Origin of the sequence: Escherichia sp. MOD1-EC5990 (assembly GCF_002965285.1) — a bacterium.
Classification (GTDB): domain Bacteria; phylum Pseudomonadota; class Gammaproteobacteria; order Enterobacterales; family Enterobacteriaceae; genus Escherichia; species Escherichia coli_F.
This window is the reverse complement of record NZ_PTRV01000006.1, coordinates 89898-115779: the sequence shown is the minus strand read 5'-3', so window position 1 is coordinate 115779 and position 25882 is coordinate 89898. Positions and strand designations below refer to the sequence as shown.

26 protein-coding genes are annotated in these 25882 nt (G+C 50.0%); 14 read left to right on the top strand and 12 right to left on the bottom strand.

The features are described 5' to 3' along the window. The 3 genes from BEB42_RS09295 to BEB42_RS09285 all read left to right on the top strand — a co-directional run bounded on the left by BEB42_RS09295 (position 1) and on the right by BEB42_RS09285 (position 3856). On the top strand, positions 1-579 hold the full coding sequence (locus BEB42_RS09295; protein ID WP_000456725.1) for a CoA pyrophosphatase: 579 nt from the start codon (positions 1-3) through the stop codon (positions 577-579). Positions 580-762: 183 nt separating this feature from the next. Then, positions 763-2127: an L-serine ammonia-lyase gene (sdaA, locus tag BEB42_RS09290; protein WP_000624298.1), complete on the top strand. Its 1365-nt coding sequence runs from the start codon at positions 763-765 to the stop codon at positions 2125-2127. Between the two features lie 130 nt (positions 2128-2257). Then, positions 2258-3856, top strand: a complete 1599-nt coding sequence (locus BEB42_RS09285; RefSeq protein ID WP_001353154.1) for an EAL domain-containing protein — start codon at positions 2258-2260, stop codon at positions 3854-3856. A 3-nt stretch (positions 3857-3859) separates the two neighbouring features. On the opposite strand, the gene yoaE is transcribed toward BEB42_RS09285, so the two are convergent. Both yoaE and BEB42_RS27000 read right to left on the bottom strand, forming a co-directional pair. Further along, a complete protein-coding gene (gene yoaE / locus BEB42_RS09280) occupies positions 3860-5416 on the bottom strand; it encodes a CNNM family cation transport protein YoaE (RefSeq protein ID WP_000394983.1) in 1557 nt (518 codons plus the stop codon). Continuing rightward, complete coding sequence (locus BEB42_RS27000; RefSeq protein WP_001327808.1) at positions 5404-5562, bottom strand: protein YoaL; 159 nt, start codon at positions 5560-5562, stop codon at positions 5404-5406. Before BEB42_RS27000 ends, yoaE begins: the two co-directional genes overlap by 13 nt. Before the next feature lie 316 nt (positions 5563-5878). Here BEB42_RS27000 and manX point away from each other — a divergent pair, with 316 nt between their 5' ends. From manX to mntP, 5 genes are all read left to right on the top strand, one after another. Next, positions 5879-6850, top strand: a complete 972-nt coding sequence (gene manX / locus BEB42_RS09265; protein ID WP_000150550.1) for a PTS mannose transporter subunit IIAB — start codon at positions 5879-5881, stop codon at positions 6848-6850. A gap of 62 nt (positions 6851-6912) precedes the next feature. Next, positions 6913-7713, top strand: a complete 801-nt coding sequence (gene manY, locus BEB42_RS09260; protein WP_000406926.1) for a PTS mannose transporter subunit IIC — start codon at positions 6913-6915, stop codon at positions 7711-7713. A 12-nt stretch (positions 7714-7725) separates the two neighbouring features. After that, positions 7726-8577 (top strand): PTS mannose transporter subunit IID, encoded by an 852-nt coding sequence (manZ, locus tag BEB42_RS09255; protein ID WP_000228655.1) that lies wholly within the window; start codon positions 7726-7728, stop codon positions 8575-8577. Positions 8578-8631: 54 nt separating this feature from the next. Then, a complete protein-coding gene (locus tag BEB42_RS09250) occupies positions 8632-9090 on the top strand; it encodes a DUF986 family protein (RefSeq protein ID WP_000156290.1) in 459 nt (152 codons plus the stop codon). Positions 9091-9518: 428 nt separating this feature from the next. After that, complete coding sequence (gene mntP / locus BEB42_RS09240; RefSeq protein WP_001296134.1) at positions 9519-10085, top strand: manganese efflux pump MntP; 567 nt, start codon at positions 9519-9521, stop codon at positions 10083-10085. On the opposite strand, the gene rlmA is transcribed toward mntP, so the two are convergent. The 5 genes from rlmA to mgrB form a co-directional block, all read right to left on the bottom strand. After that, on the bottom strand, positions 10082-10891 hold the full coding sequence (gene rlmA, locus BEB42_RS09235; RefSeq protein ID WP_000010122.1) for a 23S rRNA (guanine(745)-N(1))-methyltransferase: 810 nt from the start codon (positions 10889-10891) through the stop codon (positions 10082-10084). The two genes, mntP and rlmA, sit on opposite strands and share 4 nt — an antisense overlap. Before the next feature lie 165 nt (positions 10892-11056). After that, on the bottom strand, positions 11057-11266 hold the full coding sequence (gene cspE / locus BEB42_RS09230; protein WP_001062678.1) for a transcription antiterminator/RNA stability regulator CspE: 210 nt from the start codon (positions 11264-11266) through the stop codon (positions 11057-11059). A 12-nt stretch (positions 11267-11278) separates the two neighbouring features. After that, complete coding sequence (locus BEB42_RS09225; RefSeq protein ID WP_001295496.1) at positions 11279-11422, bottom strand: DUF2627 domain-containing protein; 144 nt, start codon at positions 11420-11422, stop codon at positions 11279-11281. 669 nt (positions 11423-12091) lie between these two features. Then, positions 12092-12379, bottom strand: a complete 288-nt coding sequence (locus tag BEB42_RS09215; protein ID WP_001006866.1) for a YebO family protein — start codon at positions 12377-12379, stop codon at positions 12092-12094. A gap of 74 nt (positions 12380-12453) precedes the next feature. Then, positions 12454-12597, bottom strand: a complete 144-nt coding sequence (gene mgrB, locus BEB42_RS09210; protein ID WP_000714550.1) for a PhoP/PhoQ regulator MgrB — start codon at positions 12595-12597, stop codon at positions 12454-12456. 158 nt (positions 12598-12755) lie between these two features. Between mgrB and BEB42_RS09205 the strand changes: the two genes are divergently transcribed. Beyond that, complete coding sequence (locus BEB42_RS09205; RefSeq protein ID WP_001211011.1) at positions 12756-12995, top strand: YobH family protein; 240 nt, start codon at positions 12756-12758, stop codon at positions 12993-12995. A 143-nt stretch (positions 12996-13138) separates the two neighbouring features. Here BEB42_RS09205 and kdgR read toward each other — a convergent pair whose 3' ends face one another. Next, entirely contained in the window at positions 13139-13930 is a 792-nt protein-coding gene (kdgR, locus tag BEB42_RS09200) for a DNA-binding transcriptional regulator KdgR (protein ID WP_001262182.1), read from the bottom strand. 176 nt (positions 13931-14106) lie between these two features. On the opposite strand from kdgR, the gene BEB42_RS09195 reads away from it, so the two are divergent. After that, positions 14107-15480: an MFS transporter gene (locus tag BEB42_RS09195; RefSeq protein ID WP_105267304.1), complete on the top strand. Its 1374-nt coding sequence runs from the start codon at positions 14107-14109 to the stop codon at positions 15478-15480. Positions 15481-15525: 45 nt separating this feature from the next. Here BEB42_RS09195 and htpX read toward each other — a convergent pair whose 3' ends face one another. The 4 genes from htpX to msrC all read right to left on the bottom strand — a co-directional run bounded on the left by htpX (position 15526) and on the right by msrC (position 19959). Continuing rightward, positions 15526-16407 (bottom strand): protease HtpX, encoded by an 882-nt coding sequence (gene htpX, locus BEB42_RS09190; protein ID WP_000984517.1) that lies wholly within the window; start codon positions 16405-16407, stop codon positions 15526-15528. A gap of 191 nt (positions 16408-16598) precedes the next feature. Beyond that, positions 16599-18647 (bottom strand): carboxy terminal-processing peptidase, encoded by a 2049-nt coding sequence (gene prc, locus BEB42_RS09185; RefSeq protein ID WP_105267303.1) that lies wholly within the window; start codon positions 18645-18647, stop codon positions 16599-16601. A 19-nt stretch (positions 18648-18666) separates the two neighbouring features. Further along, complete coding sequence (proQ, locus tag BEB42_RS09180) at positions 18667-19365, bottom strand: RNA chaperone ProQ (RefSeq protein WP_000431368.1); 699 nt, start codon at positions 19363-19365, stop codon at positions 18667-18669. Between the two features lie 96 nt (positions 19366-19461). Continuing rightward, entirely contained in the window at positions 19462-19959 is a 498-nt protein-coding gene (gene msrC, locus BEB42_RS09175) for an L-methionine (R)-S-oxide reductase (protein WP_001043890.1), read from the bottom strand. Positions 19960-20088: 129 nt separating this feature from the next. On the opposite strand from msrC, the gene yebS reads away from it, so the two are divergent. The 4 genes from yebS to BEB42_RS09155 all read left to right on the top strand — a co-directional run bounded on the left by yebS (position 20089) and on the right by BEB42_RS09155 (position 25848). Next, complete coding sequence (yebS, locus tag BEB42_RS09170) at positions 20089-21372, top strand: membrane integrity lipid transport subunit YebS (RefSeq protein ID WP_105267302.1); 1284 nt, start codon at positions 20089-20091, stop codon at positions 21370-21372. Then, on the top strand, positions 21341-23974 hold the full coding sequence (yebT, locus tag BEB42_RS09165; RefSeq protein WP_105267301.1) for a lipid-binding membrane homeostasis protein YebT: 2634 nt from the start codon (positions 21341-21343) through the stop codon (positions 23972-23974). The genes yebS and yebT overlap by 32 nt, the downstream gene beginning before the upstream one ends. An 80-nt stretch (positions 23975-24054) precedes the next feature. Further along, a complete protein-coding gene (gene rsmF / locus BEB42_RS09160) occupies positions 24055-25494 on the top strand; it encodes a 16S rRNA (cytosine(1407)-C(5))-methyltransferase RsmF (protein WP_105267346.1) in 1440 nt (479 codons plus the stop codon). A gap of 117 nt (positions 25495-25611) precedes the next feature. After that, positions 25612-25848: a YebV family protein gene (locus BEB42_RS09155; protein ID WP_001295499.1), complete on the top strand. Its 237-nt coding sequence runs from the start codon at positions 25612-25614 to the stop codon at positions 25846-25848. Positions 25849-25882: the final 34 nt, after the last annotated feature.

The following is a 25882-nucleotide window of genomic DNA, read 5'->3' as shown; positions in this document are numbered from 1 at the left end:
GTGGAATACCGTAGCCTGACGCTTGATGATTTTTTATCGCGTTTTCAACTTTTGCGCCCGCAAATTAACCGGGAAACCCTAAATCATCGTCAGGCTGCCGTGTTAATCCCCATCGTCCGTCGACCGCAACCGGGGTTGTTGCTGACTCAGCGTTCGATTCATCTGCGTAAACACGCCGGACAAGTGGCATTCCCTGGAGGTGCAGTCGATGACACGGACGCGTCAGTTATCGCCGCCGCGCTGCGCGAAGCTGAAGAAGAGGTCGCTATACCGCCTTCCGCCGTTGAAGTTATCGGCGTGCTGCCGCCCGTCGATAGCGTAACTGGCTACCAGGTAACCCCGGTGGTCGGCATTATCCCGCCCGATCTACCGTATCGCGCCAGTGAAGATGAAGTCTCCGCTGTGTTTGAAATGCCGCTCGCCCAGGCATTACATCTGGGTCGTTATCACCCTTTAGATATCTACCGCCGTGGCGATTCACATCGGGTATGGCTGTCCTGGTATGAACAGTATTTTGTATGGGGAATGACCGCAGGCATAATTCGTGAGCTGGCGCTGCAAATTGGTGTGAAACCCTGACTATACTTATCTTTACATCTACAAAACACTACTTGAGACAATCATCGCAATATTAGTTAAATCGCGGTTTTTGATTAGTTTAATTCATGTGAATAGTTAAGCCAGTCGCCGCGTTCCCTCTTACACTATGCGCTGTTATTCGTTCGTTACTGGAAGTCCAGTCACCTTGTCAGGAGTATTATCGTGATTAGTCTATTCGACATGTTTAAGGTGGGGATTGGTCCCTCATCTTCCCATACCGTAGGGCCTATGAAGGCGGGTAAACAGTTCGTCGATGATCTGGTCGAAAAAGGCTTACTGGATAGCGTTACTCGCGTTGCCGTGGACGTTTATGGTTCACTGTCGCTGACGGGTAAAGGCCACCACACCGATATCGCCATTATTATGGGTCTTGCAGGTAACGAACCTGCCACCGTGGATATCGACAGTATTCCCGGTTTTATTCGCGACGTAGAAGAGCGCGAACGTCTGCTGCTGGCACAGGGACGGCATGAAGTGGATTTCCCGCGCGACAACGGGATGCGTTTTCATAACGGCAACCTGCCGCTGCATGAAAACGGTATGCAAATCCACGCCTATAACGGCGATGAAGTCGTCTACAGCAAAACTTATTATTCCATCGGCGGCGGTTTTATCGTCGATGAAGAACACTTTGGTCAGGATGCCGCCAACGAAGTGAGCGTGCCGTATCCGTTCAAATCTGCCACCGAACTGCTCGCGTACTGTAATGAAACCGGCTATTCGCTGTCTGGTCTCGCTATGCAGAACGAACTGGCGCTGCACAGCAAGAAAGAGATCGACGAGTATTTCGCGCATGTCTGGCAAACCATGCAGGCATGTATCGATCGCGGGATGAACACCGAAGGCGTACTGCCAGGCCCGCTGCGCGTGCCGCGTCGTGCGTCGGCCCTGCGCCGGATGCTGGTTTCCAGCGATAAACTGTCTAACGATCCGATGAATGTCATTGACTGGGTAAACATGTTTGCGCTGGCAGTTAACGAAGAAAACGCCGCCGGTGGTCGTGTGGTAACTGCGCCAACCAACGGTGCTTGTGGCATTGTTCCGGCAGTGCTGGCTTATTATGACCACTTTATTGAATCGGTTAGCCCGGACATCTATACCCGTTACTTTATGGCTGCGGGCGCGATTGGTGCACTGTATAAAATGAACGCCTCTATTTCCGGTGCGGAAGTCGGTTGCCAGGGCGAAGTGGGTGTTGCCTGTTCAATGGCTGCTGCGGGCCTTGCCGAGCTGTTGGGCGGTAGCCCGGAACAGGTTTGTGTGGCAGCGGAAATTGGCATGGAGCACAACCTCGGTCTGACCTGTGACCCTGTTGCAGGGCAAGTTCAGGTGCCGTGCATTGAACGTAACGCCATTGCGTCAGTCAAGGCGATTAACGCCGCGCGGATGGCCCTGCGTCGCACCAGTGCGCCGCGCGTCTCGCTGGATAAAGTCATCGAAACGATGTACGAAACCGGTAAAGACATGAACGCCAAGTACCGCGAAACGTCTCGTGGTGGTCTGGCAATTAAAGTCCAGTGTGACTAATACTTTATCCTCGCCCATCTGCAACGGATGGGCGAATTTATCCCTGCTTTCTCGTCTGCTGTAATTTTCCCCACTACACTTCCACTGTTGCGTCAGGCGTTTGTCGCCATACGCTTACAGGGTGGCCCGCATGCAAAAAGCACAACGGATCATTAAAACCTATCGCCGTAATCGAATGATTGTTTGTACGATTTGCGCACTCGTTACGCTCGCTTCGACCCTGAGCGTGCGATTTATTTCACAGCGTAACTTAAATCAACAACGGGTAGTACAATTCGCCAATCACGCTGTAGAGGAATTAGATAAAGTACTGCTTCCCCTACAGGCAGGTAGCGAAGTCTTACTTCCGCTAATTGGTCTGCCCTGCTCTGTCGCCCATTTGCCATTACGTAAACAGGCGGCAAAACTCCAAACTGTGCGATCCATTGGCCTGGTGCAAGACGGCACACTTTATTGCTCCAGCATTTTTGGTTATCGCAATGTGCCCGTCGTGGACATTCTGGCTGAACTTCCTGCACCGCAACCACTTTTACGACTGACGACCGACCATGCCCTGATTAAAGGCAGTCCGGTTTTGATTCAATGGACGCCTGCAGCGGGCAGTAGCAATGCTGGGGTCATGGAGATGATCAACATCGACTTACTGGCGGCAATGCTGCTTGAGCCACAACTGCCGCAAATCAGTAGCGCCAGCCTGACGGTGGACGATCGGCATTTGCTCTATGGTAATGGGCTGGTAGATTCCCTTCCGCAACCTGAAGACAATGAAAACTATCATGTTTCTTCGCAACGCTTTCCTTTTACCATTAACGTTAATGGTCCGGGGGCTACGGCGCTGGCATGGCACTATCTTCCAACACAATTACCGCTGGCGGTGCTGCTAAGTTTACTTGTGGGCTATATCGCCTGGCTGGCGACCGCTTACCGGATGAGTTTTTCCCGTGAAATCAATCTGGGCCTGGCGCAACATGAGTTCGAATTGTTCTGCCAGCCTTTGCTTAATGCGCGCAGCCAGCAATGTATTGGTGTAGAGATTTTGCTACGCTGGAACAATCCACGTCAGGGCTGGATTTCACCGGATGTGTTTATTCCTATCGCGGAAGAACATCATTTAATTGTGCCACTGACCCGCTATGTGATGGCAGAAACCATCCGTCAGCGGCATGTTTTCCCAATGAGTAGTCAGTTTCATGTTGGCATTAACGTCGCACCCAGCCATTTTCGCCGTGGTGTGCTGATAAAAGATCTCAATCAGTACTGGTTTAGCGCTCACCCGATTCAGCAACTGATCCTCGAAATCACCGAACGCGATGCCTTACTGGATGTTGATTATCGGATTGCCCGCGAGCTACATCGTAAAAACGTCAAACTGGCGATTGATGACTTCGGCACCGGCAACAGTTCATTTTCCTGGCTTGAAACATTACGTCCTGACGTGCTGAAAATTGATAAGTCATTTACCGCAGCTATAGGTTCTGACGCGGTTAACTCGACGGTGACCGATATCATCATCGCACTGGGGCAAAGACTGAATATTGAACTGGTGGCGGAGGGTGTGGAAACACAAGAACAGGCGAAGTATTTGCGCCGTCATGGCGTGCATATTTTGCAAGGGTATTTGTACGCACAGCCGATGCCGCTACGTGATTTTCCCAAATGGCTGGCGGGCAGCCAACCGCCGCCCGCCCGGCATAATGGACATATCACGCCCGTTATGCCGTTACGTTAACGCTTACTCATCTTCATCGTGCGCCGGTTGCTCTTTAACAATGCGAACCAGATCAACACGATAATCATTGGCTTCAATGATGGTGATATGCAGTGGCCCTACATCAATCACATCGCCCACACGGGGAATGTGACCATTTGCCGAGATCACGAGGCCCGCGACCGTCGCGATATCATCGTCATCGGCAAGGTGCTCAACATCAAGCGCCTGCTGCAAGGCATGCAAATCTGTACCGCCTTTTACCAGCCAGCCGTCACCATCGGTAATGATTTCCGGCGTTTCGTCAGCGTCCGGGAATTCACCCGCAATGGCTTCCAGCACATCCAGCGGCGTGACCAGACCTTGTACCACACCAAACTCGTTGGTCACGATAACAAAGCTCCCGCGAGCACGACGCAGCACGCCCAACAGGTTGATCGGATCGAGGGTTTCCGGGACGATAATCGCCGGAGACGCCGAAGCAATCGCCGCCACATCAACGCCCTCTTCCAGCGCCACCAGCAGTTCTTTAGCACGTACAATACCGATGATTTCATCCAGTTCACCGCGACATACCGGGAACAGACTGTGCGGTGAAGAGAGCAGTTGCTCGCGGATTTCATCGACCCCGAGATTAGCGTCAACCCAGCTTATTTCACCGCGCGGCGTCATGATCCCGCGCAGAGAACGCGACGCCAGCGTCAGTACGCCGTTAATCATGTAACGTTCTTCTTCGGCAAATGCACCTTCCGGGATCGGCATCGGCATCGGGTTATCGGCATCGTGCTGAACATTGGCCTGACGTTTCCCGCCCATCAAACGCAGGATGGCATCGGCAGTACGCGCTCGCAGCGGCAAAGTCGACTGGTGGCGAATAAAGTTGCGACGCGCAATCTGGTTAAACACTTCGATGATGATCGAGAAGCCAATCGCGGCATACAGGTAACCTTTCGGAATGTGGAAACCGAAACCTTCTGCCACCAGACTCAGACCAATCATTAACAGGAAGCTCAGACAGAGCACCACCACCGTGGGGTGCTGGTTAACGAATCGCGTCAGCGGTTTGGATGCCAGCAACATAACCGCCATCGCAATCACTACCGCCGCCATCATCACCGGCAGATGGTTAACCATCCCTACTGCAGTAATTACCGCATCCAACGAGAAGACGGCGTCAAGGATGACAATCTGTGTGACGACCACCCAGAAACTGGCGTAGCCTTTACCGTGGCCGGAATCATGATCGCGGTTTTCCAGCCGTTCATGCAGTTCGGTTGTTGCTTTGAACAGCAAGAATATCCCCCCGAACAACATAATCAGGTCGCGTCCGGAGAAGGAGAAATCCATGACGGTAAATAGCGGTTTGGTCAGCGTGACCATCCATGAAATCAGCGACAGCAGCCCCAGACGCATAATCAGCGCCAGTGATAACCCCAGCAAACGCGCTTTATCGCGTTGTTTTGGCGGCAGTTTGTCAGCAAGAATGGCGATGAAGACCAGGTTATCGATACCCAGCACAATTTCGAGAACAACAAGCGTGAGTAGCCCCGCCCAAATTGAGGGGTCCATTAAGAATTCCATGACAAGCTCCTGCTTAAGGAATAGCTATTCGACGCCAGAAATAATGCAGGCGTAACGACAAAATGCAAACGAAAGGTGCGGCATAGAGTGCCAGAAAGGCAGGCGTTAAAAGGCCTGATGCTGAAATGACGTCGGTGACGATCCATACTGCGGGCTACTGCCCTATACTCCATGGTTGTTAAACGGGAGTTAAACATATCAGAGACACATCTGATTTGGCAAAGATTTACCTTCCTTTGCAAACGAATGTGACAAGGATATTTTACCTTTCGAAATTTCTGCTAATCGAAAGTTAAATTACGGATCTTCATCACATAAAATAATTTTTTCGATATCTAAAATAAATCGCGAAACGCAGGGGTTTTTGGTTGTAGCCCTTATCTGAATCGATTCGATTGTGGACGACGATTCAAAAATACATCTGGCACGTTGAGGTGTTAACGATAATAAAGGAGGTAGCAAGTGACCATTGCTATTGTTATAGGCACACATGGTTGGGCTGCAGAGCAGTTGCTTAAAACGGCAGAAATGCTGTTAGGCGAGCAGGAAAACGTCGGCTGGATCGATTTCGTTCCAGGTGAAAATGCCGAAACGCTGATTGAAAAGTACAACGCTCAGTTGGCAAAACTCGACACCACTAAAGGCGTGCTGTTTCTCGTTGATACATGGGGAGGCAGCCCGTTCAATGCTGCCAGCCGCATTGTCGTCGACAAAGAGCATTATGAAGTCATTGCAGGCGTTAACATTCCAATGCTCGTGGAAACGTTAATGGCCCGTGATGATGACCCAAGCTTTGATGAACTGGTGGCGCTGGCAGTAGAAACAGGCCGTGAAGGCGTGAAAGCACTGAAAGCCAAACCGGTTGAAAAAGCCGCGCCAGCACCCGTTGCCGCAGCACCAAAAGCGGCTCCAACTCCGGCAAAACCAATGGGACCAAACGACTACATGGTTATTGGCCTTGCGCGTATCGACGACCGTCTGATTCACGGTCAGGTCGCCACCCGTTGGACCAAAGAAACCAATGTCTCCCGTATTATTGTTGTTAGTGATGAAGTGGCTGCGGATACCGTTCGTAAGACACTGCTCACCCAGGTTGCACCTCCGGGCGTAACAGCACACGTAGTTGATGTTGCCAAAATGATTCGCGTCTACAACAACCCGAAATATGCTGGCGAACGCGTAATGCTGTTATTTACCAACCCTACAGATGTAGAGCGTCTCGTTGAAGGCGGCGTGAAAATCACCTCTGTTAACGTTGGTGGTATGGCATTCCGTCAGGGTAAAACCCAGGTGAATAACGCGGTTTCGGTTGATGAAAAAGATATCGAGGCGTTCAAGAAACTGAATGCGCGCGGTATTGAGCTGGAAGTCCGTAAGGTTTCCACCGATCCGAAACTGAAAATGATGGATCTGATCAGCAAAATCGATAAGTAACGTATTGTGTTGATTATCACTCAGTTTTCACACTTAAGTCTTACGTAAACAGGAGAAGTACAATGGAGATTACCACTCTTCAAATTGTGCTGGTATTTATCGTAGCCTGTATCGCAGGTATGGGATCAATCCTCGATGAATTTCAGTTTCACCGTCCGCTAATCGCGTGTACCCTGGTGGGTATCGTTCTTGGCGATATGAAAACCGGTATTATTATCGGTGGTACGCTGGAAATGATCGCGCTGGGCTGGATGAACATCGGTGCTGCAGTTGCGCCTGACGCCGCTCTGGCTTCCATCATTTCTACTATTCTGGTTATCGCAGGTCATCAGAGCATTGGTGCGGGTATCGCACTGGCAATCCCTCTGGCTGCTGCAGGTCAGGTACTGACCATCATCGTTCGTACTATTACCGTTGCTTTCCAGCACGCTGCGGATAAGGCTGCAGATAACGGCAACCTGACAGCGATTTCCTGGATCCACGTTTCTTCTCTGTTCCTGCAAGCAATGCGTGTGGCTATTCCAGCCGTCATCGTTGCGCTGTCTGTTGGTACCAGCGAAGTACAGAACATGCTGAATGCGATTCCGGAAGTGGTAACCAATGGTCTGAATATCGCCGGTGGCATGATCGTGGTGGTTGGTTATGCGATGGTTATCAACATGATGCGTGCTGGCTACCTGATGCCGTTCTTCTACCTCGGCTTCGTAACCGCAGCATTCACCAACTTTAACCTGGTTGCTCTGGGTGTGATTGGTACTGTTATGGCAGTGCTCTACATCCAACTTAGCCCGAAATACAACCGCGTAGCCGGTGCGCCTGCTCAGGCAGCTGGTAACAACGATCTCGATAACGAACTGGACTAACAGGTGAGCGAAATGGTTGATACAACTCAAACTACCACCGAGAAAAAACTCACTCAAAGTGATATTCGTGGCGTCTTCCTGCGTTCTAACCTCTTCCAGGGTTCATGGAACTTCGAACGTATGCAGGCACTGGGCTTCTGCTTCTCTATGGTACCGGCAATTCGTCGCCTCTACCCTGAGAACAACGAAGCTCGTAAACAAGCTATTCGCCGTCACCTGGAGTTCTTTAATACCCAGCCGTTCGTGGCTGCGCCGATTCTCGGCGTAACCCTGGCGCTGGAAGAGCAGCGTGCTAATGGCGCAGAGATCGACGACGGTGCTATCAACGGTATCAAAGTTGGTTTGATGGGACCGCTGGCTGGTGTGGGCGACCCGATCTTCTGGGGAACGGTACGTCCGGTATTTGCAGCGCTGGGTGCCGGTATCGCGATGAGCGGCAGCCTGTTAGGTCCGCTGCTGTTCTTCATCCTGTTTAACCTGGTGCGTCTGGCAACCCGTTACTACGGCGTAGCGTATGGTTACTCCAAAGGTATCGATATCGTTAAAGATATGGGTGGCGGCTTCCTGCAAAAACTGACGGAAGGGGCGTCTATTCTCGGCCTGTTTGTCATGGGGGCATTGGTTAACAAGTGGACACATGTCAACATCCCGCTGGTTGTCTCTCGCATTACTGACCAGACGGGCAAAGAACACGTTACCACTGTCCAGACTATTCTTGACCAGTTAATGCCGGGCCTGGTACCACTGCTGCTGACCTTTGCTTGTATGTGGCTGCTGCGCAAAAAAGTTAACCCGCTGTGGATCATCGTTGGCTTCTTCGTCATCGGTATCGCTGGTTACGCTTGCGGCCTGCTGGGACTGTAAGACTGTTGTACACTACCGGGGCCTTTTGGCCCCGTTTTTTTATCTGGAGGATTAATGACAATCACGGACCTGGTACTGATTCTTTTTATCGCCGCACTCCTGACCTTCGCGATCTACGATCAGTTCATCATGCCCCGCCGCAACGGCCCCACCCTGCTGGCAATTCCTTTGCTCCGACGTGGCCGCATCGACAGCGTTATCTTCGTAGGACTGATTGTCATTCTTATCTATAACAACGTCACGAATCATGGCGCGCAAATAACGACATGGTTATTAAGTGCACTGGCTCTAATGGGGTTTTATATATTCTGGATCCGCGTTCCGAAGATCATCTTTAAACAAAAAGGTTTTTTCTTCGCCAATGTCTGGATTGAATATAGCCGAATCAAAGCGATGAACTTGTCGGAAGATGGCGTGTTGGTGATGCAATTAGAACAGCGCCGGCTGTTAATTCGCGTTCGAAATATCGACGATCTGGAAAAAATTTATAAGCTTCTCGTTTCAACTCAATAAGTTATCAATTTAGCCAAAGCTATGTTTAGTGTATTTTTAATAATCAGACATAGCTTAGGCTATATTACCCCTTCCCTTATTTGTTATTTATTTTAACGTTTCATTGATATATAAATCTAAATGACAATCGTTATCAATTAACTGCTGAAATAATATATCCCAACAGTTGTTTTATATTCTAAAAATATGTTAATGTTGCGCCCTCATTTGGGGAGTAGCCGATTTCCAGATTCCGGAAATGTACGTGTCAACATACTCGTTGCAAAACGTGGCACGTACGGACTGAACACTTTCAGTCAGGCGAGACCATATGCACATCAATCGCTATGCCTGCATGAACGCGAAAATCATCGCAGTTTGTTGTTCATGTATGCATGTTTGCTGGGGGCGATGATGTGTTTTATGGATACCCCGGTCAGGACGTTGTCATGAATATCACTGCTACTGTTCTTCTTGCGTTTGGTATGTCGATGGATGCATTTGCTGCATCAATCGGTAAAGGTGCCACCCTCCATAAACCGAAATTTTCTGAAGCTTTGCGAACTGGCCTTATTTTTGGTGCCGTCGAAACCCTGACGCCGCTGATCGGCTGGGGAATGGGCATGTTAGCCAGCCGGTTTGTCCTTGAATGGAACCACTGGATTGCGTTTGTGCTGCTGATATTCCTCGGCGGGCGAATGATTATTGAGGGTTTTCGTGGCGCAGATGATGAAGATGAAGAACCGCGCCGTCGACACGGTTTCTGGCTACTGGTAACCACCGCGATTGCCACCAGCCTGGATGCGATGGCTGTAGGTGTTGGTCTCGCCTTCCTGCAGGTCAACATTATCGCGACCGCATTGGCCATTGGTTGTGCAACCTTGATTATGTCGACATTAGGGATGATGGTTGGTCGCTTTATCGGCTCAATTATTGGGAAGAAAGCGGAAATTCTCGGTGGGCTGGTACTGATCGGCATCGGCGTCCAGATCCTCTGGACGCACTTCCACGGTTAATAAGAACGCTGCCAGAGGTGAATATTAAAGTCCGTCTGGCAGTCGAACACTTCTTTTGCTGCCAGCGTTTGCCAGACTTCTGGCTTCGCACGCCAGGCAAACGGCGTCATCTGCAATAACGCGACGGCTTCGTCACCGCGAAGACGCATCGGATAACACAACTCATCACTCTGCTGTAATGTAAAACCTTCCAGTTGTTCTGCATGAGGTGCGTGAAGATGTACTTCATTGTAAATCAGCCCCTTCAGCTCCATCAAATGTCGCGGTCCCGGCGTGGCAGTAATGACCCAACCGCCGGGCTTCACTACTCGCGCTAATTCTTCTGCTTTACACGGCGCGTAAATACGTATTATGGCGTCCATACTGGTATCGGAAAACGGCAAACGGTGGCTGGAAGCAACACAAAAAGTGACCTGCGGATAGCGTTTCGCCGCCGCTTTTATCGCTACCTTCGAGACATCCAGGCCAAACGTGGTGATTTCGGGCAGCGCATCGGCAAATGCGTGTGTGTAATACCCTTCACCACAGCCAATATCCAGCACCGCCGTGGCCTTTTCATCAAGCCGTTCCCGCAGTTGGGCGACAATTGCATCACGCAGCGGCTGATAATGTCCGGCATCTAAGAATGCGCGGCGTGCTTGCATCATTTCCGCGCTGTCGCCCGGATCACGAGACCGTTTATGCTGAACGGGCAGCAGATTGACATACCCTTCTTTCGCCATATCAAACTGATGTCGCTGGGGACAGATATAGCTGTTTTTTTCACGCGAAAGAGGCTGATGGCAAAGTGGACAGGAAAACGACATGACAACTCCGGCAGGATACTAAAGGCCGCAAGTGTAACGCGAATCACGCGGCGGGCAAATATCCGAACGCCAGGAGCGAAGATAAAACAAAGTAAAAAGCCTCGCATTCGACGAGGCTTTATAGCGAGATTGAAGTGTCTTCACACTTCAGATCAGTGGATTCGATCAGATAGCTGTTACGTTAACAGCTGCCGGACCTTTCTGACCGTCCTGAATTTCGAACTCAACGTTCTGACCTTCAGCCAGAGTTTTGAAGCCATTACCCTGGATAGCGGAGAAGTGTACGAACACGTCTTTGCTGCCATCAGCCGGAGTAATGAAGCCAAAACCTTTAGACTCGTTGAACCACTTAACCTGACCTTTAATCTTTGCCATTTGAAAAATTCCTTAGATTGTTTTCTTCGCCCGCAGGCATAACATAGATAAAACTGACACATTACTGCATGAGGCACCAATATAAGGCTCGGCAGAGAAGCGGTATTCAACGTCAACGTGTTTACTCAGGACTTCTTTACTGAAAATGCCACACATAAACAGAACTGTACCTCGTTTAACCCGAAATCTGTTATCACATACAACGTTAATTATGGCAAGCCATTTTTAAACATGTCTCGATCAGACGCACAAATCTCGATACGTCTTCCACTTTTTTTGCACACTTATGCAACGGAATACGCGCCGATATATCATTGTGCTTAACCTTGCCAGTTCAGGCAGATACTTAAACTGACGTATTTTCTAACATAGTTCAATAAGTTCAGTTGTTCCAGGCCAATGGGAGAAGTTATTACATAGTGCGTGCAATATCACATTTTCTGCTATGCAATGAATAAAAAGTTATATCACTTTTTCTCATAAAACAGTCAGTTAACGGCTATCAATCACCCCAAAGAGAAGTCAATCCCCAAAGGTATTGTAAATTTAAAATAAGAAAAATTGATGAATGCGCAAAAAAATCAAGAGAGAAACGTTTCGCTAATAAATAATAACACGCTTAATCACAAATCCGATGTAAACATCCTAATAAATTAATGGGCTAAATATCTTTTTCTGATATCCCGTTACGCAAATAAATAATATGATAATTATTTGAAGTCAGACCAGAGTTTTAAATTGAAGCAGTTGCACCATGACAGTGCGTATAATCAGGATGAATTGAGTAACCCTTCAACGACGGGGTTACTCAAGATTGAGGAAGGATTACCGTTCGGCGACCAGACGAATAATATCTTCGTCTTCAACCGATTTTTGACTCTCAACGGTCTTTTTATCTGCTTTCTCAGGTTCGTTTGCTTCGCACAAACGACGTAACAGTGCATTTTGACGTTTTTGCTGATCCAGCAACGCCTCAAGCAGTTCAATCTGTTCGTTAGTTCGTGAACTGGCACGATTGATAAAAAACCACAAGATGAGCCCGATAAGAAGAACCACCACCGATACAACCAAAGACGCAATGTTCATCACGCCTGAATTTACAACTTCGTTCATTTCACCACCTCTGAGTAGAGGCGCTATTCTACCACTGCTGGAGAGGAAGAAAATCTAGTGCTGAAAAAATGATATCACCACGGGATAAACTGGTTAATGGCACAAATTCCGCTGAAAAATTGTACATCCTGATCGCACATCATGTTGAATACCTGCGCCCAAAGCAGCAAGCAAGCCAACACCACGACAACCAGAACGACCCATCGAAACTTTTTCACTCCAATCTCCGTTTCACCTACCTTATGTCATTAAACTAGCATGTGTTAGTTAAACAGCGCCTAACTATGTCGATATTCGTGCTTTTTCAGAATGAGTCGCTTGCTTCAGCGCATATTGCCGCTACGATTAAGCGAACATAAAAAGAGAAGAGGTTGTAATGCGATTCATCATTCGCACAGTTATGCTGATAGCACTGGTATGGATAGGATTATTACTCAGCGGATATGGCGTTTTGATTGGAAGCAAAGAGAATGCCGCGGGATTAGGTTTGCAATGTACCTATCTGACCGCCAGAGGCACCAGCACGGTACAATACCTGCACACTAAAAGTGGTTTTCTGGGGATAACAGATTGCCCGTTGTTACGTAAAAGCAATATTGTGGTCGATAATGGTTAAGGGTAATAAATAACCAGATTCTCACTCATAAGTAAAATATTCTTATCGCAAGTGCGTTTAATATAACGCCACCTTCAACTTTATTTTTCTCATGCTAAATAAAGAACCTGTCTGTTTGATATTCAGACAGGTTCTTACTCTCATCAGAACGGATAGTCGTGATAACCCATTTGGGCAGAAATTTTGCGCGCCGCGGTATGCAACATTGCGACATATTCCTGTAAACGCTCTTCAGAGAAACGCAACGTCGGGAAGGAGATGCTCAGACCGGCAATGACCACGCCAAAGCGATCAAATACCGGAACCGCAATGCAACGCAGTCCTTCTTCCTGCTCTTCGTTATCTTCGCCATACCCCTGCTCGCGCACCTGGTCCAGAACGGGTAATAACGCTTCTGTACTGGTGATGGTCCGTTCGGTACTGCGTTTATACTCCACGCCCTCGAGAATTTGCTTCACTTCATCGCGATCGCGCCATGCCAGCAGTACCTTACCAATCGCGGTGCTGTACAGCGGATTACGACGACCAATCCGTGAATACATGCGCAAATTGTACATAGAGTCAATTTTGTGGATGTAAACAATACTGTCTTCGTCCAGTGCGCCGAGGTGGATAGTTTCTTTCGTCAGGCGGGAGATCTCACGCATCTGGATATCTGCGCTACGAATTAAATCGACGTTTTGTAACGCGCGAGCGCCCAGTTCAAACAATTTCAAGGTCAGCGAATATTTCTCCGACTCCCCTTCCTGCGCCACATAACCCAGGGTTTTCATGGTCTGTAAAAAGCGATAAACGGTGCTTTTTGACATCATGACGCGCTGCGACAGCTCGGTTATCCCTATTTCGCGCTCTTCACCCAGCGCCTGCAAAATGCCAAAAACTTTCAGCACGGAAGATACAGAATCAGGCTGTTTATCCAGATCTGCGTTAGCCATTTATCACCTCGTTGCGAGTGTTTTATAAAAATCAGAACTGTTTTTTATTATAATTTCGCACCTGGGTGGTCGCAATCCATCTTTTGCCGGTTAGTTACAATTCTGCGACATCCACCGTGAATATCAGTGCTAGAATCTTACCCCTGTTGATTATTCACCAAAGATATAAAATTCCTATGCCAAAAGTTCAGGCCGACGGCCTGCCGTTGCCCCAGCGATACGGTGCGATATTAACCATTGTGATTGGTATTTCGATGGCTGTGCTTGACGGCGCAATCGCCAACGTCGCCTTGCCAACAATCGCCACAGACCTTCATGCCACACCGGCCAGTTCCATCTGGGTAGTGAACGCCTATCAAATCGCCATTGTCATCTCCCTGCTCTCGTTTTCGTTTCTGGGCGATATGTTTGGCTATCGACGTATTTATAAATGCGGTCTGGTCGTTTTTCTGTTGTCTTCACTGTTCTGTGCCCTTTCTGATTCGCTACAAATGCTCACCCTTGCGCGTGTCATACAAGGTTTCGGCGGTGCAGCGTTGATGAGCGTTAATACCGCACTTATCCGCCTGATCTATCCACAACGTTTTCTGGGTAGAGGGATGGGCATAAACTCGTTTATTGTTGCCGTCTCTTCTGCTGCCGGGCCGACAATTGCTGCAGCAATCCTCTCCATCGCATCCTGGAAATGGTTATTTTTAATCAACGTACCGTTGGGTATTATCGCCCTGCTTCTGGCCATGCGTTTTCTGCCACCCAATGGCTCTCGTGCCAGTAAACCCCGTTTCGACCTGCCCAGCGCCGTGATGAACGCGTTAACCTTCGGCCTGCTTATTACTGCATTGAGTGGTTTCGCTCAGGGGCAATCGCTGACGTTGATTGGCGCGGAACTGGTGGTAATGGTTGTCGTTGGTATTTTCTTTATTCGCCGCCAGCTTTCTCTTCCCGTACCGCTGCTACCGGTGGATTTACTGCGTATCCCGCTGTTTTCACTTTCTATTTGCACATCTGTTTGCTCTTTCTGCGCACAAATGCTGGCAATGGTTTCCCTGCCCTTTTACCTGCAAAACGTGCTCGGGCGTAGTGAAGTCGAAACAGGTTTACTTCTGACACCGTGGCCGTTAGCAACAATGGTGATGGCTCCGCTGGCAGGCTATTTGATTGAACGCGTACATGCAGGATTGCTGGGTGCTTTAGGGTTGCTCATCATGGCTGCTGGGCTTTTTTCCCTGGTTCTGCTGCCCGCGTCACCTGCGGATATCAATATTATCTGGCCGATGATCTTATGTGGCGCTGGATTTGGCTTATTCCAGTCACCCAATAACCACACCATTATTACCTCCGCTCCGCGCGAACGTAGCGGTGGGGCCAGTGGCATGTTAGGGACGGCTCGTCTATTGGGTCAGAGTAGTGGCGCGGCGCTGGTGGCGCTGATGCTAAATCAGTTTGGTGATAATGGTACACACGTCTCGCTGATGGCTGCGGCTATTCTGGCAGTGATTGCTGCCTGTGTCAGTGGCTTACGTATTACCCAGCCACGATCCAGGGCATAAAAAAAGCGCGTCGATCAGGACGCGCTTTTTAGTATTTACTTCATATTACTTCAGGTATTCACCCGTACGCAGAGCTTCAATACGTTTATCCAGCGGCGGGTGAGTCATGAACAACTCACTGAGCGATTTCGACTTCCCGTTAATACAGAAAGCCATCATGCTGGTTGCTTCTTGTGGTTCATAGCTGGTTTTCAGGCGTTGCAGCGCGGCAATCATTTTCTCACGACCAACCAGTTTTGCTGAACCCGCATCGGCGTGGAATTCACGGTGACGCGAGAACCACATGGTGATAATGCTCGCCAGAATACCAAACACCAGTTCCAGAACCGTTGCAACCGCAAAGTAGATCAGTGGGTTGCCGTTGCTCTCTTCACCTTCGTCACGGTTACCGCCCATGAAGCCAGCAGCCAACTGCGCCAGAATACGGGAAATAAAGATAACGAAGGTGTTCACCACGCCCTGAATCAGCGTCATGGTGACCATATCACCATTGGCGATGTGACTGATTTCGTGAGCAATTACCGCCTCAGCTTCATCCGGGCTCATGTTCTGCAGCAAACCGGTGCTGACAGCAACCAGAGAGGCATCACGGCGCGCACCGGTTGCAAAAGCGTTGATGTCCGGCGCATGGTAGATAGCCACTTGCGGCATAGCGATCCCCGCCTGACGAGCCTGGGTTGCTACAGTATTGACCAGCCAACGTTCCCTTTCGTTACGCGGTTGCTCGATCACTTCCCCGCCAACAGATCGTAATGCCATCCATTTGGACATCAGAAGCGAAACGAAGGAACCACCAAAACCGAACAGCAAGGCCATGATCATCAGCCCCTGAACGCTGCTCGACTGTATCCCTGTCAGGCTCAGTACCAGCCCGAAAACGACCATTACGGCCAGGTTCGTTAGCAGGAAGAGCGCGATTCGCATCATAATTTTCTTTTTACCTCAGTTTAACAAAACGCAATATGCGATACCCACATCGTATGGGTTACGCGACTATTTTCAAGTCTGGATAGTGCGTAAGTCACCAGAAAGACACAACTTTACATTTTGTAGCATCTGATTTACGGCATCTTGCCGCTGTTAAAAAATCAGGCACAATTTCTTGTGCCTGATTGATGTTACTTGACGGGAGCGGGTTGTTCCGCGGGTCTGGCTTTTTCAAGCTTCGCCAAATCGAGTGCGATATTCACCGTCTCATCCAGATAAGGATCCGGTTCCTGGTAATCTTTCGGTAGATCATCCAGCTTCTTCAACTCCGGTTTACCTTCGCGTTTAAAGCGTTCGTTCAAACGCGCCAGACGCGTCGCATCATCTTCATTATTCTCTTTCTCACGCACCGCGTAATTTAGAGAAACGATATTGCGCTTGTCCTTCATGGCGTTGAAGCGCGCGATATCCTTCATGATGTTCTGGAACTCAGGATCTTTCGCGATACGCGCATTATGCGCCTTCAGCAACTCCGGTTCAAAGGCCGTTAAATCGCCTGATTTCACATAGGTTGCAGCATCAATGCTATCCCACGGCAGCGCGTTATCTTCAAATTTCTCTCCCGTTTCCGTTTCTTCATTACCTGTCGGCATGATGATGTCTGGCGTTACGCCCTTACGTTGCGTACTGCCGCCGTTAACGCGATAGAATTTCTGGATCGTGTATTGAACAGAACCCAAAGCTGGCCATTCAGGACGTAACATCTGATCGTAAATACGGTTCAATGAACGGTACTGCTGGACAGTGCCTTTACCAAATGTCGGTTCACCCACAACCAGCGCACGACCGTAATCCTGCATTGCCGCAGCAAAGATTTCTGAAGCCGAAGCACTAAAGCGGTCAACCAGCACCACCAGCGGGCCTTTATAGAAGACCTGACCGTCGGTATCGCTGTCTTCACGAACTTTACCGTTGTTATCACGAACCTGAACAATCGGACCTGCAGGAATAAACAGGCCTGAAAGCGATACTGCCTCGGTCAACGCCCCACCGCCATTGCTACGCAGGTCGATGATCACACTGCTGACATTCTGTTTTTCCAGTTTCTGCAGTTGTACTTTGACATCATCTGTCAAACCCACATAGAAGCCAGGAATATCCAGCACGCCAACTTTCTCTTTACCGACGGTCTTCACCGACATTTTAACCGCGCGGTCTTCGAGGCGAATACGTTCACGGGTCAACGTTACAGTACGGGTCTTGGTCCCTTTACCAGCAGGTAAAATTTCCAGACGAACTTTACTGCCCTTCGGCCCTTTAATTAAGGCAACCACGTCATCAAGACGCCAGCCAATCACGTCAACCATCGGCTTGCCTGTTTGACCAACACCGACAATTTTGTCACCAACGCTGATAGCTTTACTCTTCGCTGCCGGGCCACCTGCCACCATCGAATTGATAACGGTGTAGTCATCATCCATTTGCAGCACTGCGCCAATACCTTCCAGCGACAAACTCATTTCAGTGTTGAACTGTTCGGTATTACGCGGGGAAAGATAGTTGGTATGCGGGTCGATTTCACGTGCAAACGCCGTCATTGCCAGCGAGAAAACATCTTCGCTGTTGGTTTGCGCCAGACGACGAATAGCAAATTTATAGCGGCGAGTCAGGGTTTCACGAATTTCTTTATCCGTTTTTCCTGTCAGCTTAAGACTTAACTCGTCGAATTTGACTTTACTGTCCCACAGCGCGTTCAACTCAGCCTCGTTTTTCGGCCAGGGCGCTTTGCTGCGGTCAAGGTTATAAGTGTCGTTGCCGGTGAAATCCATCGGCTTTTCCAGTACCGACAAAGCGTACTGGTAACGTTCAAAACGGCGCTTTTGTGCCAGATTGTAGAGACCGTAGAAAACGTCGAGTTTGCCTGAACGCAGTTCATCACCCAACTCGGTTTTCTTTTTTGCGAACTGTTCAACATCGCTTGCCAGCAGCACGTTGTGGCTGTAATCGAGCAGATTCAGGTAGCGGTCAAAGATTTTAGCCGAAAATGCCTGATCGAGGTCGAACTGGCGATAATGAGAACGGGTGAAGCGCGACGTTACGCGCTCACTCACCGTCGCATGCTGCGTCTCTTCCTTTAACACCGGAATTTGATCAGCACGCGTGATATCTTCTACAGCGAAGGTCTGGCCTGCTATTGCAAGCAGGCCAGCTAACGCGGTAAGCCTAAAAAACATGTTCATGCCTGGCCCGGCCTCCGTTTCAGAACACCAGGTGTTCTGCGCGCACAATCAAAGACATACCCGAATTCAGTTGGACGCGGACGCCGTCTTTGGTGATTTCTAATACGGTGGCATCCATCGCGTTTTGACCCGCTTTCACCTTCAGGGCTTGTCCGACAGTCAGAGCTGAAATGTCAGAAACTGGGGTGTGCTGTTCTTCGCGAGGTGCTTTTGCTGTTTTTGGCGCTTTCTCTACCGGCTTTTGCGCACGTGGTTTACGCTCAGCGCCTTCTTTGCGGCGTGGCGTGGTCGGACGTGGCTTGCGTTCACGGCGCGGTGCGTCTTCTTTCTCACCAGCAGCTGCGGCAGCTTCGCGTTTTTTCGCTTGCTGCTCAGCACGCTGTGCCTGAACACGTGCTTTCGCTTCTTCAAGCTGCTTGCGAGCATGCTCTACATGTTGCTCGTCCAGCTCACCGCATGGGTTGCCGTCAAGATCGACACGCGTTGCGCCGGGTTTAACACCGTAAAGGTAACGCCAGCTCGAGGTATAGAGACGTAAAGCGGATCGCAATTGCGTTTTGCTCAGGTTCATTTCCCCGGCAACACGATCGACCAAATCCTGAAAAATACCGATTTTCAGCGGACGCGCTTCACCTTCCGCACTGAAACAGTGGGGAAAACGTTCGGCCAGAAACGCGATTACTTCTTTACTGCTATTCAACTTAGGTTGATTTTCCATGAAATTTCCTGATTACAACGGACGTAGCCAACAAGCGCAGGCATGAACAGGCGTCATTATAATGACGCCATCAGTAAATGCTACGTTATCCGTTGATTATCCTGCGACGCTCGCAAAGAATTTTTTGTAATCCGTCATTGCAAGCACCTTTTCAAGCTGTGCCACAAGCTGACGTAAGCCCTGCTCGTCCTCGTCTGTAAAGCGACCGAAGACGGTACTGTCGATATCGAGAACACCAATAATCTGATTTTTCACCACCAGCGGTAGGACAATTTCAGAATTACTTGCTGCATCACAGGCAATATGTCCGTCAAAAGCGTGAACATCCTCGATTCGCTGCACTTCATTACGGGCAACTGCAGTGCCACACACACCTCGCCCGACGGGGATGCGTACACAAGCAATTTTGCCCTGAAACGGTCCGAGAACCAACGTCTCGTCCTCAAGTAAATAAAAACCTGCCCAGTTTACGTCAGTGAGACGCTCATATAACAACGCACTGGTGTTTGCCAGCGTTGCCAGAAAACTGGTTTCTCCTGCCATCAGCGCGTTAAAGTCACGGTTTAAATCCGCGTAAAATTCTGTTTTGTTCATTATATAATCACTTGGTTGTCTTACCTGGAACTGCCAGCCTATTAAAATAAGCATTAAATGCGTTAATGCTCAAGATCATTCCCATCATGGGTTAAGATTAATGTTAATTCTTATTACATTTGGCACGTCATGGCTCTTAACACACCACAAATTACGCCGACAAAAAAGATAACAGTGAGGGCAATTTGCGAGGAACTGCCGCGTGGTGATTACCAACGTTGCCCGCAATGTGACATGCTGTTTAGCCTACCCGAGATAAACTCTCATCAAAGTGCCTATTGTCCGCGCTGTCAGGCAAAAATTCGTGACGGGCGCGACTGGTCGCTAACGCGCCTGGCAGCAATGGCATTCACCATGCTGTTGCTGATGCCGTTTGCCTGGGGCGAACCGCTGTTGCATATCTGGCTGTTAGGTATTCGTATTGACGCCAATGTCATGCAAGGCATCTGGCAAATGACCAAACAGGGCGATGCAATAACGGGGGCGATGGTCTTTTTTTGCGTTATTGGTGCCCCCCTTATTCTGGTGACCTCCATAGCTTATTTATGGTTTGGTAACCGACTGGGAATGAATCTACGCCCGGTACTGCTGATGCTTGAGCGATTGAAAGAGTGGGTGATGCTGGACATCTATCTGGTCGGTATTGGCGTTGCTTCTATAAAGGTGCAGGATTATGCGCACATTCAGGCGGGTATTGGTCTGTTCTCTTTTGTTGCATTAGTGATATTGACCACGGTGACGTTGTCACATCTTAATGTCGAGGAACTGTGGGCGCGATTTTATCCACAGCGCCCCGCTACGCGTAGGGACGAGAAACTTCGTGTCTGCCTGGGATGCCATTTTACCGGCTATCCCGATCAGCGTGGTCGCTGCCCGCGTTGCCATATCCCGCTACGCCTGCGTCGCCGTCATAGTCTGCAAAAGTGCTGGGCGGCGCTGTTAGCATCAATCGTGTTGTTGTTACCTGCCAACCTGTTACCTATTTCTATCATTTATCTGAATGGTGGCCGGCAGGAAGATACGATTCTTTCCGGGATTATGTCGCTGGCAAGTAGCAACATTGCGGTCGCCGGAATCGTGTTTATCGCCAGTATTCTGGTGCCATTTACCAAAGTGATCGTCATGTTCACTTTACTGTTGAGCATTCATTTTAAATGCCAGCAAGGTTTACGCACACGGATTCTGTTACTGCGGATGGTGACCTGGATCGGTCGCTGGTCGATGCTCGACCTGTTTGTCATATCTTTAACCATGTCGCTGATTAATCGCGATCAGATCCTCGCTTTTACTATGGGACCGGCTGCGTTTTATTTCGGCGCAGCGGTAATTTTGACTATTCTTGCTGTGGAATGGCTGGACAGCCGCTTACTTTGGGATGCACATGAGTCAGGAAACGCCCGCTTCGACGACTGAAGCGCAGATTAAAAATAAACGCCGTATCTCACCTTTCTGGCTGCTGCCGTTCATCGCGCTTATGATTGCCGGTTGGCTGATTTGGGACAGTTATCAGGATCGGGGTAATACCGTCACCATCGACTTTATGTCGGCGGACGGTATCGTCCCGGGCCGCACACCTGTTCGTTATCAGGGCGTTGAGGTCGGAACAGTGCAAGATATCAGCCTGAGCGACGATCTTCGTAAGATTGAAGTCAAAGTCAGCATCAAGTCCGATATGAAAGATGCGCTGCGCGAGGAGACACAGTTCTGGCTGGTGACGCCAAAAGCCTCGCTGGCAGGAGTCTCCGGGCTGGACGCCCTCGTCGGGGGTAACTATATCGGCATGATGCCGGGTAAAGGTAAAGAGCAGGATCACTTTGTCGCACTCGATACCCAACCGAAATATCGGCTGGATAACGGCGATCTGATGATCCACCTGCAAGCCCCCGATCTCGGTTCACTGAACAGTGGTTCATTGGTATATTTCCGTAAGATCCCGGTGGGTAAAGTCTACGACTATGCCATCAATCCCAATAAGCAAGGCGTAGTGATTGATGTCCTGATCGAGCGACGTTTTACCGATCTGGTGAAAAAAGGTAGCCGTTTCTGGAACGTTTCCGGCGTTGATGCCAACGTCAGTATCAGTGGCGCAAAAGTGAAACTGGAAAGTCTGGCGGCACTGGTTAACGGTGCAATTGCCTTCGATTCGCCAGAAGAGTCAAAACCTGCCGAGGCGGAAGATACCTTTGGTCTGTATGAAGATCTCGCCCACAGCCAGCGTGGCGTAATAATAAAACTGGAACTGCCGAGTGGGGCCGGATTAACCGCCGACTCTACGCCGTTAATGTATCAGGGGCTGGAAGTCGGACAGCTGACTAAACTGGATTTAAATCCTGGCGGTAAAGTCACCGGAGAAATGACCGTTGATCCCAGCGTCGTAACGCTGTTACGGGAAAATACCCGCATCGAATTACGTAATCCAAAATTATCCCTTAGCGATGCTAATCTCAGTACCTTGCTGACCGGCAAAACCTTCGAGTTGGTGCCGGGCGACGGTGAGCCACGTAAAGAGTTTATTGTTGTTCCTGGCGAAAAAGCCCTGCTCCATGAGCCAGATGTTCTGACGCTGACCCTGACTGCGCCGGAAAGTTACGGTATTGATGCTGGTCAGCCGCTCATTCTTCACGGCGTGCAGGTAGGCCAGGTTATCGATCGTAAACTCACCAGCAAAGGCGTCACCTTTACCGTCGCCATCGAGCCTCAGCATCGCGAACTGGTAAAAGGCGATAGCAAATTTGTCGTCAACAGCCGTGTCGACGTGAAGGTGGGGCTGGATGGCGTTGAGTTTCTCGGTGCCAGCGCCTCAGAATGGATTAACGGCGGGATACGTATTCTGCCAGGCGATAAAGGCGAGATGAAAGCCAGCTATCCACTGTATGCCAATCTGGAAAAAGCGCTGGAGAACAGCCTTAGCGATTTACCCACCACAACCGTGAGTTTGAGTGCAGAGACGCTGCCGGATGTGCAGGCAGGATCGGTAGTGCTGTACCGTAAATTTGAAGTTGGTGAAGTTATTACTGTGCGTCCGCGAGCTAACGCGTTTGATATCGATCTGCATATTAAGCCGGAGTATCGCAACCTTCTGACCAGCAACAGCGTGTTCTGGGCAGAAGGTGGGGCGAAAGTTCAGCTAAATGGTAGTGGTCTGACTGTACAGGCATCCCCGCTCTCCAGAGCATTAAAGGGAGCTATTAGCTTCGATAACCTCAGCGGTGCCAGCGCCAGTCAGCGTAAAGGCGACAAGCGTATTCTGTATGCTTCCGAAACAGCGGCCCGTGCGGTTGGCGGGCAAATTACGCTTCACGCTTTCGATGCCGGAAAACTGGCGGTCGGGATGCCAATTCGCTATCTCGGTATTGATATCGGGCAAATCCAGACGCTGGATCTGATTACCGCGCGCAATGAAGTACAGGCAAAGGCGGTACTCTATCCGGAATATGTCCAGACCTTTGCACGCGGTGGTACACGCTTCTCAGTGGTCACACCGCAAATTTCGGCAGCTGGCGTTGAGCATCTTGATACTATCCTCCAGCCGTATATCAACGTCGAACCAGGCCGGGGCAATCCTCGCCGCGACTTTGAATTACAAGAGGCCACCATAACTGATTCGCGTTACCTGGATGGCTTAAGCATTATTGTTGAAGCGCCGGAAGCCGGTTCGTTAGGCATCGGTACGCCTGTGCTGTTCCGTGGTCTGGAAGTCGGTACGGTTACCGGAATGACGCTGGGGACATTGTCAGATCGCGTGATGATTGCGATGCGCATCAGTAAACGCTATCAACACCTGGTGCGTAACAATTCCGTCTTCTGGTTGGCATCGGGTTACAGTCTGGACTTTGGTCTGACGGGCGGCGTCGTGAAAACCGGCACCTTTAACCAGTTTATCCGTGGCGGCATCGCCTTCGCTACGCCTCCGGGTACGCCGCTGGCACCGAAAGCCCAGGAAGGCAAGCACTTCCTGTTGCAGGAAAGTGAACCGAAAGAGTGGCGTGAATGGGGAACAGCGCTTCCCAAATAATGCCCACTGCTCCGGCGTGCCTGCGCCGGAGCGTTTATGCTAAACTGCGCACCTGTTTTTTTTGCCAGTGGTACATGCTCGTGGCCCAACACACCGTTTATTTCCCGGACGCCTTTCTGACACAAATGCGCGAAGCAATGCCTTCGACGCTCTCATTTGATGATTTTCTTGCCGCCTGTCAGCGCCCGTTGCGCCGCAGTATTCGCGTTAATACGCTGAAAATCTCCGTTGCTGATTTCCTGCAATTAACCGCCCCTTATGGCTGGACGCTTACGCCAATTCCGTGGTGTGAAGAAGGTTTCTGGATTGAACGCGACGATGAAGATGCCTTGCCATTGGGTAGTACCGCCGAGCATTTAAGTGGCCTGTTTTATATTCAGGAAGCCAGTTCAATGTTGCCCGTCGCCGCCTTGTTTGCTGACGGTAATGCACCACAGCGGGTGATGGATGTCGCTGCCGCGCCCGGCTCCAAAACGACGCAAATTGCCGCGCGGATGAATAACGAAGGGGAGATCCTTGCCAATGAGTTTTCCGCCAGTCGGGTAAAAGTGTTACATGCCAATATCAGCCGCTGTGGCATCCGTAATGTTGCGCTCACGCATTTTGATGGCCGTGTATTTGGTGCGGCAGTGCCAGAAATGTTCGATGCCATTTTGCTGGACGCTCCCTGCTCCGGCGAAGGCGTGGTGCGTAAAGATCCCGATGCGCTAAAAAACTGGTCACCAGAAAGCAATCAGGAAATCGCAGCTACCCAACGGGAACTGATCGACAGCGCCTTTCATGCATTACGCCCTGGCGGTACGCTGATTTACTCGACCTGTACCTTAAACCAGGAAGAAAATGAAGCCGTCTGCCGGTGGCTGAAAGAGACTTACCCCGACGCAGTAGAGTTTATACCGCTTGGCGATCTCTTCCCTGGTGCAAATAAGGCGCTGACCGAAGAAGGCTTTTTGCATGTTTTCCCACAAATTTACGACTGCGAAGGCTTCTTCGTTGCTCGTCTGCGTAAAACTCAGGCGATCCCCGTCTTACCCGCCCCAAAATACAAAGTGGGCAATTTCCCGTTTAGCCCGGTGAAAGATCGCGAAGCCGGTCAAATTCGTCAGGCGGCTGCAAGTGTTGGCTTAAACTGGGATGGAAACCTGCGACTCTGGCAACGCGACAAAGAACTGTGGTTGTTCCCGGTGGGCATTGAAGCCTTGATCGGTAAAGTCCGATTTTCTCGGTTGGGGATTAAACTTGCCGAAACACATAACAAAGGTTATCGCTGGCAGCATGAAGCGGTTATTGCCCTTGCCTCCCCCGACAATGTGAACGCTTTTGAACTGACACCGCAGGAAGCGGAAGAGTGGTATCGCGGGCGCGATGTTTACCCGCAAGCCGCGCCAGTCGCGGATGATGTATTGGTTACTTTCCAGCATCAGCCGATTGGTTTAGCCAAACGGATTGGTTCGCGACTGAAAAACAGCTACCCGCGTGAACTGGTGCGGGACGGGAAACTTTTTACAGGTAACGCCTGACAGCGCACAAAAAAAGCGCACTTTTTGACTGGCACATTCGGCTGCCTCAACTAGGCTGAAAAATGGTGCGATCGGACTGGTCGTACCACAACCGGCAGCTAAATGGAGAGCACGAAGATGAAAACCAGTGTGCGCATAGGCGCTTTTGAAATCGACGACGGCGAATTACACGGCGAATCGCCGGGTGATCGAACGTTAACCATTCCTTGTAAATCAGACCCCGATTTATGTATGCAACTGGATGCCTGGGATGCTGAAACCAGTATCCCTGCCCTACTAAATGGCGAACACTCTGTCCTTTACCGTACCCGTTACGATCAACAATCTGATGCCTGGATTATGCGTCTTGCCTGATCCAAAAAGAACCCGTCGGCATGGCGGGTTATTT

Excerpts from the sequence above, each read along its gene's own strand:
- BEB42_RS09285 (WP_001353154.1), top strand. The coding sequence starts at position 2,258 with ATGCAAAAAGCACAACGGATCATTAAAACCTATCGCCGTAATCGAATG.
- yoaE (WP_000394983.1), bottom strand. The coding sequence starts at position 5,416 with ATGGAATTCTTAATGGACCCCTCAATTTGGGCGGGGCTACTCACGCTT.
- BEB42_RS27000 (WP_001327808.1), bottom strand. The coding sequence starts at position 5,562 with ATGGATCGTCACCGACGTCATTTCAGCATCAGGCCTTTTAACGCCTGC.
- manY (WP_000406926.1), top strand. The coding sequence starts at position 6,913 with ATGGAGATTACCACTCTTCAAATTGTGCTGGTATTTATCGTAGCCTGT.
- manZ (WP_000228655.1), top strand. The coding sequence starts at position 7,726 with ATGGTTGATACAACTCAAACTACCACCGAGAAAAAACTCACTCAAAGT.
- BEB42_RS09250 (WP_000156290.1), top strand. The coding sequence starts at position 8,632 with ATGACAATCACGGACCTGGTACTGATTCTTTTTATCGCCGCACTCCTG.
- mntP (WP_001296134.1), top strand. The coding sequence starts at position 9,519 with ATGAATATCACTGCTACTGTTCTTCTTGCGTTTGGTATGTCGATGGAT.
- rlmA (WP_000010122.1), bottom strand. The coding sequence starts at position 10,891 with ATGTCGTTTTCCTGTCCACTTTGCCATCAGCCTCTTTCGCGTGAAAAA.
- cspE (WP_001062678.1), bottom strand. The coding sequence starts at position 11,266 with ATGGCAAAGATTAAAGGTCAGGTTAAGTGGTTCAACGAGTCTAAAGGT.
- BEB42_RS09225 (WP_001295496.1), bottom strand. The coding sequence starts at position 11,422 with ATGTGTGGCATTTTCAGTAAAGAAGTCCTGAGTAAACACGTTGACGTT.
- BEB42_RS09215 (WP_001006866.1), bottom strand. The coding sequence starts at position 12,379 with ATGAACGAAGTTGTAAATTCAGGCGTGATGAACATTGCGTCTTTGGTT.
- BEB42_RS09205 (WP_001211011.1), top strand. The coding sequence starts at position 12,756 with ATGCGATTCATCATTCGCACAGTTATGCTGATAGCACTGGTATGGATA.
- kdgR (WP_001262182.1), bottom strand. The coding sequence starts at position 13,930 with ATGGCTAACGCAGATCTGGATAAACAGCCTGATTCTGTATCTTCCGTG.
- BEB42_RS09195 (WP_105267304.1), top strand. The coding sequence starts at position 14,107 with ATGCCAAAAGTTCAGGCCGACGGCCTGCCGTTGCCCCAGCGATACGGT.
- htpX (WP_000984517.1), bottom strand. The coding sequence starts at position 16,407 with ATGATGCGAATCGCGCTCTTCCTGCTAACGAACCTGGCCGTAATGGTC.
- prc (WP_105267303.1), bottom strand. The coding sequence starts at position 18,647 with ATGAACATGTTTTTTAGGCTTACCGCGTTAGCTGGCCTGCTTGCAATA.
- proQ (WP_000431368.1), bottom strand. The coding sequence starts at position 19,365 with ATGGAAAATCAACCTAAGTTGAATAGCAGTAAAGAAGTAATCGCGTTT.
- msrC (WP_001043890.1), bottom strand. The coding sequence starts at position 19,959 with ATGAACAAAACAGAATTTTACGCGGATTTAAACCGTGACTTTAACGCG.
- yebS (WP_105267302.1), top strand. The coding sequence starts at position 20,089 with ATGGCTCTTAACACACCACAAATTACGCCGACAAAAAAGATAACAGTG.
- yebT (WP_105267301.1), top strand. The coding sequence starts at position 21,341 with ATGAGTCAGGAAACGCCCGCTTCGACGACTGAAGCGCAGATTAAAAAT.
- BEB42_RS09155 (WP_001295499.1), top strand. The coding sequence starts at position 25,612 with ATGAAAACCAGTGTGCGCATAGGCGCTTTTGAAATCGACGACGGCGAA.